Raw genomic sequence first — 10,117 nt, 5'->3', positions numbered from 1 at the left:
TTTTTTCCAGCTACCGCGCTTTCGCTTGGTGGCCTTTTTGTCTAGTTGGGGGACTCGTCCCCCAACTAGACAAAAAGGATATTTATTCTCCCACAAACATTTTACTCATACCTTATGGATTCTCTTCAAAGCTTTGTTATTTATTAGACAAATTCCGTTCAATCGACCTCCAATTATTACAAGTATTGAAAAAAAGTATTATGGAACAATAATGATAATTTTGGAAAACTCCCGTACAATTCGATAGAAGCGTTTATACTTTACATAATAGGATATTGCTAGGTATGATTTAAGCATAAACATATCTTTTCATTTCATGATAACAAGTGAAATATAGAAAACCAATGAATAGGAGGAAGTTTATGAATACATATAAAACAAGGGAAGAAGTTACAGATTTGGAAAAATGGAATTTGAGGGATATTTATAAAACAGAAGAAGATTGGGAAAACGATCTTCAATTATTGGAGAAAAAAATCGAGGAGCTTGCCACTTTCAATAGTAATATTTCAGACGGGGCAAGCTTATTAGCATATCTTACTTTATCAGAGGAAACTAGTTTTATCTATCGAAAAGTATATGCTTATGGAATGCTTCTATTAGACTTAGATACGCGTAATACCCATGCCCAAAGTCTAATTGAAAAAGCTCGCTATGTAGGGCAGAAATATAGTAGAGCTACCTCCTTTTTTATGCCTTTTTTATTGTCATTAGAAGAAAGCAAATTAAAAGCCTACATAAAAGCTGAGACAGGATTAGCTTATTTTGAAAAAGACTTATTAGAGTCTTTTCGCTATAAGAAGCATGTATTAAGCAAAGAAAAAGAAGAGATTTTGTCCGAACTAGGAGAAGCATTAGGTGTACCGAGCAATGTATTCGGAATGATAAATAATGCAGATATTACATTTGGAGAAGTAACAAATGAAGATGGAGAAAAAATTGAGCTAACAAGGGGAATGTATGCAAAAAGAATCGAAAGTGAAGATCGAAATGTACGGAAAGAAGCATACCTAGCCTATTATAAACCATATATAGGCATGAAAAATACGATTGCAACAACCTTTAGTGCTGCAGTGAAAAATAATGTAAAAACAGCAAAATTAAGAAATTATCCTTCTGCTTTAGAAAAAAGTTTGTTTGGAGACCAAGTCCCAGTAGAAGTGTATAATAATTTAATTGAGACTACAAGAAAGAACTTACCTTATATGGATGACTATATGAAGTTTCGCAAAAAGCGACTTCAGCTCAAAGAACTGCATGCCTATGATTTAAGTGTTCCATTAGTCGGAGAAGCAGCCAAAGAAGAGATTAGCTATGATGACGCATTTCAAATAATGGTGGATGCATTAAAACCATTAGGTGAAGAATATATCGCAGTGCTAAAAAGTTTTAAAGAAAAGCGTTACTTAGATGTACGGGAAACACCTGGGAAACGTTCAGGTGCTTATAATTTAGGATTATATGGTGTACATCCATTTATTCTGCTAAACCATCGGGACGATTTAGATAGCTTATTTACATTAGCTCATGAATGTGGACATGGGATGCATTCCTATTTTAGTAGTAAACATCAGCCACAAATAAGTGCAGGCTATAGCATTTTTGTTGCGGAAGTCGCTTCTACTGTGAATGAAGTATTGTTAATAAGACATTTATTAAAATTAGAGCAGGATCCATTAAAAAGAGAGCATTTACTGCACCATTTTATTGATAGTTTTAAAGGTACCTTCTTTACACAGGTAATGTTTAGCGAATTTGAAAAAACAGTGCATGAGCAAGCAGAAAACGGGCTTCCTCTCTCATTGGATTTTTTCAATTCAACTTATGAGGAATTATTTAAAGCATATAATGGCAGCGATTTAGTCATTGATGAGCAAGTGAAGTATGGATGGTCGAGAATTCCCCATTTTTATCGTCCTTTTTATGTTTATAAGTATGCAACTGGTTTTGCATCAGCGATAAATATAGCTGATAAATTAATTGTAGGAGAGAAAGGGGATGTAGAAAACTACTTAGACTTTTTAAAAAGTGGAAGTTCTGACTATCCACTCGAGCTTCTCAAAACGGCTGGTGTCGATTTGACAACCCCAGAGCCTATCAATCACGCTTTATCTATTTTCCATTCCTTAGTGAAGGAAGTTTTAGAAAAATAAATAATGGGTAGGGAAGTAAGGGTCTAACTTTAACTAAAAGTTTGAGACCCTTATCCCATCCCATTATTGATATTTTTCTAAAATAGTGAAAAAGTCGATGACAAATCGACGAAAGGTTTGGACAGATGGTGGAGATTCCCGATTGCTCGGAACGATAATTCCGACAGTTCGATTAATTATCGGATCTTCAATTGGTATTTTCACCGTAAACTTTGGAACAGTATCATAAAAAGTGCTTTCTGGCAGTAGTGTTACACCCATACCAGCAGACACCAATCCTTTAATCGCATCTAAATCTTCGCCTTCCGCATTTATATTCGGTAAAAATCCTTCTTGTTTGCAAGCGTCAATAGCGATTTTTTGCAAAATATAGCCTTCCGGAAATAAAACAAATTCATCATTGCGTAAATCCCGTAAGCGAAGGGATCTTCTTTCGCTTAAAAAATGATTACTTGGTAGTAAAGCAAATATTTTTTCAGTGAACAATATGTTTCCTGTTAATAAAAAATCGTCTGTTGGTACTGGACCCAAGAAGGCTAAATCTAAGTCTCTATTTTTTACCCCTTCTGTTAAAAAATGATAGGATCCTTGCCGCAATTGGAATTTCACTTTTGGATGTTTTTCTTTGAAAGCAGAAATAACCGTTGGTAGTAAGTGGCTTGCAAGACTTGTTGGAAAGCCAATTTTTATAGAGCCTCTTTCTGGATCCAAGTAGGCATTTACTTGTTCAATGGCACGGTCAACCGATTTGACTATGGCAAGAGAATGGGTTAGAAATATCTTTCCAATGGAAGTCAGTTTCACGTTTCTACCCTCCCGCTCAAATAATTGCACACCTAACTCATCTTCTAAGTTAGCAATTTGACGACTAACAGCAGATTGGGCAACATGCAGATGTTCTGCAGCGGCTGATACATGTTCCCTTTCCGCTACTTCAATAAAATATTTTAGTTGTCTCAGTTCCATTTTTATCGACCTTCTTTTTAATTATCTCATTTTTAGATTGTTTCTATCTAAATGATATATTGTACATATGAATTTGTATAGTATAATTGAATTATCTGAATAAAAAAATTTGTTAGAAAATCTGACAGGGGTGGTTGAAATGACGTACAACCAAATGGAAAAAGCGCAGGGCTTATATAGACCGGAATTTGAACATGATGCATGTGGAATCGGACTGTACGCTCATATAAAAGGGGAAGCGACGCACGACATTGTCACAAAAGGATTAAGCATGCTTTGTAAATTAGATCACCGTGGTGGGCAAGGTAGTGATCCATTAACAGGAGACGGTGCTGGATTAATGGTACAAATTCCAGATGCCTTCTTTCGAAAAGAATTAACAGATATTAATCTACCAGAGAGTGGAAAATATGCAGTTGGAATGGTCTTTTTTTCAAAGGATGACCCAAATCGAAATCAAATTGAAACAAAGATTAACGAATATATTGAAGAGATAGGAGAAGTACTTCTTGGTTGGAGAACTGTCCCAACCGAATTCAGAAAAATCGGAAAAGTTGCACAAGAAAGTTGTCCGGTGATTCGTCAAGTATTCATTCAATCCAATCAATCAAATAAAGATAAGTTAACGTTTGAACGAAAATTATATATAATTAGAAAACTAGCAGAAAAGTGGGGAAGCGAGGAAGAAAAAGAATTTTACTTTGCGAGTCTCTCATCAAGCACAATCGTCTATAAAGGATTATTAACTTCCGATCAAGTGAAGAGCTTTTATTTAGATGTGCAAGACCCAGCATTTGTTTCAGCTTTCGCAATTGTACATTCTCGTTTCAGCACAAATACATTTCCTAGCTGGGAAAGAGCTCATCCAAATCGATATTTAATCCATAATGGAGAAATAAATACATTACGAGGCAACTTTAACTGGATGAAAGCAAGGGAGCAGCAATTTGCATCAGAGGTTTTTGGAGCTGATTTAGAAAAAGTGTTACCAATCTTAGATTCCAATGGTAGTGACTCGTCCGTATTTGATAATGCATTAGAATTCTTTATTCTATCTGGTCGCACGCCGGCTCATGCGGCAATGATGATGATTCCAGAGCCTTGGACCGAGAATCCGCATTTATCAAAACAAAAAAGAGATTTTTACGAATATCATAGTAGCTTAATGGAACCATGGGATGGTCCAATGGCGATTACTTTTACAGACGGTAAACAAATTGGCGCGATTCTTGATCGTAACGGCTTACGCCCAGCAAGATATTATGTCACGAAAGATGATTACATCATTTTCTCTTCAGAGGTTGGCGTTATTCCAGTTGAAGAAGAAAATATTCTTTATAAAGAGCGCTTAAGTCCTGGAAAAATGCTGTTGATTGATTTAGAAGAAGGACGCATTGTTTCCGATGAAGAGCTTAAAAACTCGATTGCTTCTGAGCATCCATATACAGAGTGGCTAGAGGAAGTTGTGCGCTTAGAGGAAAACATAGAAGAAAAGGCGGAGACATTTGCTGATTTACTTGCAAGGCAAAAAGCTTTCGGTTACACGTATGAAGATGTGCAAAAAAATCTGATTCCAGTTGTATTAGAAGGTAAAGACCCGATTGGATCAATGGGAAATGACACGCCGCTTGCTGTATTATCTAATAAGCCACAGTCATTATTTAATTATTTCAAACAATTATTTGCACAAGTAACCAATCCGCCGATTGATGCAATTCGCGAACAACTAGTAACCTCGACTCTTTCTTGGATAGGTGCAGAAGGTGATTTATTACATCCAGATGAAAGCAATTGTCATAGAATACAACTGAAAACACCGATTCTATCTAATGGCGATGTTGAACAATTACGCACCAATGCTAAACTTGAGTTTACAGCTAGAACAATAGATGCTTTATTTACAGATAATTTAGAGGAAAGTTTAAACAACCTTATGCAAAAGGCAGAAGAAGCTATCACACAAGGTGTATCATTGCTTATTTTATCTGATCGTGCAATGAATAGAGAAGAAAAAGCTATTCCTGTTCTACTTGCTGTTAGTGCTTTGCATCAAGATTTAATTAAAAAAGGACTTCGTACGAAGGCAAGTATTATTGTAGAGTCTGGCGAAGTTCGAGAAGTACACCATTTTGCGAGTCTAATTGGATTCGGTGCGGATGCTATTAATCCATATTTGGTATATGCGACATATAATCAAGCAGTAGAGGATGGCATCTTATCCCTTTCCTATGAAGAAATTGTAGCGCGATACAATACAGTAGTTACAGAAGGCGTAGTAAAAGTAATGTCTAAAATGGGTATTTCTACTGTACAAAGCTATCGTGGTGCACAAATTTTTGAAGCAGTCGGGATTGGCAAAGAAGTAATTGATCAATACTTTACTGGCACTGTTTCTCAGCTAGGTGGTATCGGATTAGATATTATTGCGGAAGAAGCAACAAAAAGGCATTTATTAGGCTATCAAGAATCAATCGATGAAACATTAGATTCTGGAAGTGATTTCCAATGGAGAAAAGGCGGGGAACACCATGCTTTTAATCCAAAAACAATCCATACGTTACAGTGGGCATGTCGACAAGGTGACTACGGATTATTTAAACAATTTTCTGAAGCGGCTAACGAGGAAAGCATGAGTTTCTTGCGTAATTTATTTGCTTTTGATCCATCAAGACGGCCGATTGATATTAATGAAGTGGAATCTGTTGATTCCATTGTTAAAAGATTTAAAACAGGAGCTATGTCATTTGGTTCTCTAAGTAAAGAAGCCCATGAAACATTGGCAATCGCGATGAACCGATTAGGTGCAAGCAGCAATAGTGGAGAAGGTGGAGAAGATCCATCCCGTTATACAATGGATGAAAATGGCGATAATCGGAGAAGCAATATTAAACAAATCGCCTCTGGTCGATTCGGAGTTAAAAGTCATTATTTAATCAATGCGAAAGAATTGCAGATTAAAATGGCCCAAGGTGCAAAGCCTGGTGAAGGCGGACAGTTGCCTGGAAATAAAGTATATCCATGGGTTGCAGAAGTACGTGGCTCAACGCCAGGTGTAGGATTAATTTCTCCTCCACCACACCATGATATCTATTCCATTGAAGATTTAGCACAGCTTATCCATGATCTTAAAAACGCGAATAGAGATGCACGCATTTCCGTTAAATTAGTTTCAAAAGGTGGAATTGGAACTATTGCAGCAGGTGTTGCCAAAGGTGCTGCCGATGTTATAGTAGTGAGTGGTTATGATGGGGGAACAGGAGCATCGCCTAAAACAAGTATTAAACATACTGGTCTTCCATGGGAGCTTGGTTTAGCAGAAGCCCATCAGACATTAATGTTGAACGGTTTACGAAGTCGAGTCGTCCTTGAAACAGATGGGAAGTTAATGACAGGAAAAGATGTTGTTCTTGCAGCCTTGATGGGAGCAGAAGAATTTGGTTTTGCAACAGCTCCGTTAATTGTAATGGGTTGTGTGATGATGCGTGCATGTCATTTAGATACTTGTCCAGTTGGAATTGCAACACAAAATCCAGAATTGCGATATAAATTTGCTGGAGATCCTAATCATATCGTAAACTTTATGCGCTTTGTTGCAGAAGAGGTACGTGAGCTAATGGCACAGTTAGGATTCCGCACAGTAGAAGAAATGGTCGGAAGAACAGATGTGCTTACTGTTAGCAAAGAAGCGAAAACGCATTGGAAAGCGAAGGACTTAGATTTATCTAAGCTATTATATAAAGTGGATGGTCCAAGAACATTCCAAACACCGCAAAATCACAAGATTGATGAAAGCTTAGACATACAGAAGATTCTACCAGCAGTTCAAAATGCGATAAAAAACAAGGAAACATTAGATTTACATTATACAATCCGAAACACAAATCGAGTTACAGGTACTATTGTAGGTAGCGAAATTTCAAGGCATTACGGAGAATCTGGATTACCAGAAAATACAATTAATCTTCATTTCACCGGATCAGCAGGTCAAAGCTTCGGCGCGTTTATCCCTAAAGGTATGAGTCTTTATTTAACAGGAGATGCGAATGACTACATCGGAAAAGGGCTATCCGGTGGGAGAATTGTTGCTAAAGCATCAGCGATAAATTCTTATACAGCAAAAGATAATGTTATTATTGGCAATGTAGCATTTTACGGTGCGACAGGTGGAGAAGCATTTATAAATGGAAAAGCAGGAGAGCGATTTGCCGTACGTAACAGTGGTGCAAATATTGTCGTAGAAGGCATTGGCGACCATGGCTTAGAATATATGACTGGTGGAGAAGTTGTTATTTTAGGAGATGTGGGTAAAAACTTTGCAGCTGGTATGTCTGGTGGCATAGCCTATGTATTATCGAAAGACGCAGACCAATTCAAAACATTATGCAATAAAGAAATGATTATTTTTGAAGCACTAGAAGATCGAGCAGAAATAGAGAGAATACAAGGACTAATTGAAAAACATGTGGTAGAAACAGATAGCTTAGTAGGTCAACAAGTACTTGCTAATTGGGAAAATTATGTACAACAGTTTGTTAAAGTAATTCCGAAAGACTATAAACGAATGATTGCAAACATCCAAAAAGGACTAGAAAGTGGATTATCAGAAGAAGCAGCTTCCATGGAAGCATTTGAGAATAATTCCAAACAAGACAAAAAAAAACAATCAGATAAAATAACCGTATTAGTGCAGTAGAAAGGAGAGAACAGAATGGGTAAAGCAACTGGTTTCATGGAATTTAAACGGGAGGAAGCGGAAGAGAGAAATCCGCTTTCCCGCCTAAAAGATTATAAAAAATATTCTGCTCCTTTCGCTGATGAGGTACTAGAAAGACAAGGAGCAAGATGTATGGATTGTGCTACACCATTCTGCCATATTGGAATGGAAATTGCCGGAAGCACATCTGGCTGCCCGATCCATAACTTAATCCCTGAGTGGAATGACCTTGTATATAAAGGGAGATGGAAAGAAGCATTAGACAGATTATTAAAGACAAATAACTTTCCAGAATTCACTGGTAGTGCATGTCCAGCTCCATGTGAAGGTTCTTGTACAGTTGCAATCTCTGATCCAGCTGTTGCGATTAAGAATATCGAACGTACTATTATCGATAAGGGGTTTGCAAACGGGTGGATCCAACCACGAATTCCTCAAAAGAGAACAGGAAAAAAGATAGCCATCATTGGGTCTGGTCCAGCAGGACTTGCTAGTGCAGATCAATTAAATCAAGCTGGCCATTCTGTAACCGTTTATGAAAGAGCAGATAGACCAGGTGGGTTATTAATGTATGGTATTCCAAATATGAAAATAGAGAAAAAAGACGTAGAGCGTAGAATTAAGCTTCTTTCCCAAGAAGGTATTGATTTTATTACCAATACAGAAGTAGGAAAAGATATAACTGCAAAAGAATTAAGAGAAAACTATGATGCTGTGATTCTTTGTACTGGTGCTCAAAAGCAAAGAGATTTAGTAATGGAAGGTAGAGATGCACAAGGTGTGCACTTTGCAATGGACTATTTATCAGGTGTAACCAAAAGTTTGCTAGATTCTAATTTGAGAGATAGAAACTTTATTGATGCAGAAGGCAAGGATGTCATTGTTATTGGTGGGGGAGATACAGGAGCTGATTGTGTCGCAACAGCTCTTCGCCAAAACTGTAAAAGCGTCGTCCAATTTGGTAAACATCCTAAGCTTGGGCTAATGCGCACAAGTGATAATATGTGGCCAGCAGCACCAAATGTCTTTACATTAGAATATGCATACGAAGAAGCGGAACAGAAGTTTGGGGAAGATCCTAGACAGTATGGAATTCAGACGAAGAAGATGGTAAAAGACGATAATGGTAAATTAAAAGAATTACACACTGTATCAATGGAAAAAATAAAGCAAGAAGATGGGACATTTATTTTCAAAGAAATTCCCGCAACAGAAAAAGTATGGCCAGCACAGTTAGTTTTTATCGCAATTGGCTTTGAAGGTCCTGAACAGCCAGTATTAAAGCACTTTGGTATTGAAACAATGAATCGAAAAGTTGCTGCAGCATACGGTGATTTTGAAACAAATCTTGAAGGTGTTTTCGCAGCAGGTGATGCCCGCAGAGGACAAAGCTTAATTGTTTGGGCGATTAATGAAGGAAGAGAAGCAGCTAGAAAAGTAGATGAATACTTGATGGGTGCTTCGATTCTACCAACTGTTAATGCTTAAGAAAAAAGAGGCTGGGACATAAGTATTTCAATCAACAACAAACACGAACTATAATGTAATTAAATTACATTATAGTTCGTGTTTGTTTTTTTAGAAAAAGTTTTAAAAACGAAGTGAAATGGAGCGGAGGACGCTCGACTCCTGCGGGAAATAGAGACGCTTTAGACCCCGCAGCGCATGCGAGGAGGCTTAGCTTCCTCCCCGGCGCATCGTGCGTCCATAGCGCAATGGAACGACTTAGTTTTTACACTTATCTAGATTTAAAAACATAGATAACCATGAGAAAGTAGCTTTATTTAAGAGATAAATTAAAGATTGTTCGTCTTTAAAGATTAGTTATTTAGTTTTGTCCCAGCTTCTTTTTTAATCCTATGAATGAAATAAAAGATAATATTATACATATAATCTCTCTTCTTAGCTAGGCAACCAATTTTTAATGATTGAATTATAGTCTTGTTAAAATGGAACTATTTTGAGCAAAATATATAAATTGAGTGGAAAATAGCCTCTATAAAAAACTTTCCCAGCTAGTAAATTTACGAGAATATCCCATTAAATTTTACGCATTCAAAATATTATAAAAATTTAAAAACAAAATATCATTAAATCAAATGTAAATAAAACTTGTTTTCAAGTTTTCATCCTTATTTAGGTGTTTTTTATTATCATTTTATTAAAAATATAATATCACTAGTGTTGCATAAATATTGTCGCAATTTTCAGTCTGATTATCCTCCTTGTTTAGAGCCAAAAAGGTAAATACCTATTCAAAGGTGGCTCCATCCATTTGGTTTTT

At 36.7% G+C, this 10,117-nt stretch carries 5 protein-coding genes; 4 read left to right on the top strand and 1 reads right to left on the bottom strand.

The annotated features are described in order from the left end of the window. Nucleotides 1–212 (top strand): hypothetical protein (locus ACTQ5K_RS24700; protein WP_441994412.1); only part of this gene is annotated, 212 nt, incomplete at its 5' end. A 150-nt stretch (nucleotides 213–362) separates the two neighbouring features. Further along, complete coding sequence (gene pepF / locus ACTQ5K_RS24695) at nucleotides 363–2,153, top strand: oligoendopeptidase F (protein ID WP_349205473.1); 1,791 nt, start codon at nucleotides 363–365, stop codon at nucleotides 2,151–2,153. 63 nt (nucleotides 2,154–2,216) lie between these two features. Here the strand turns inward: pepF and ACTQ5K_RS24690 are convergent, their stop codons facing one another. Beyond that, the gene (locus ACTQ5K_RS24690; RefSeq protein ID WP_031536525.1) at nucleotides 2,217–3,119 is read right to left on the bottom strand and encodes a LysR family transcriptional regulator; all 903 of its coding nucleotides are present in this window, start codon (nucleotides 3,117–3,119) and stop codon (nucleotides 2,217–2,219) included. Nucleotides 3,120–3,258: 139 nt separating this feature from the next. Between ACTQ5K_RS24690 and gltB the strand changes: the two genes are divergently transcribed. Together gltB and gltD are read left to right on the top strand one after the other, a co-directional pair. Beyond that, the gene (gene gltB / locus ACTQ5K_RS24685; RefSeq protein ID WP_031536524.1) at nucleotides 3,259–7,812 is read left to right on the top strand and encodes a glutamate synthase large subunit; all 4,554 of its coding nucleotides are present in this window, start codon (nucleotides 3,259–3,261) and stop codon (nucleotides 7,810–7,812) included. A 15-nt stretch (nucleotides 7,813–7,827) separates the two neighbouring features. Next, the gene (gene gltD, locus ACTQ5K_RS24680; RefSeq protein ID WP_441994411.1) at nucleotides 7,828–9,321 is read left to right on the top strand and encodes a glutamate synthase small subunit; all 1,494 of its coding nucleotides are present in this window, start codon (nucleotides 7,828–7,830) and stop codon (nucleotides 9,319–9,321) included. Nucleotides 9,322–10,117: the final 796 nt, after the last annotated feature.

The organism is Niallia sp. Sow4_A1 (assembly GCF_052116745.1).
Taxonomy (GTDB): Bacteria; Bacillota; Bacilli; order Bacillales; family Cytobacillaceae; genus Niallia; species Niallia hominis.
Note: the sequence above shows the minus strand (reverse complement) of the source record. Positions and strands in the feature narration are given on the sequence as shown.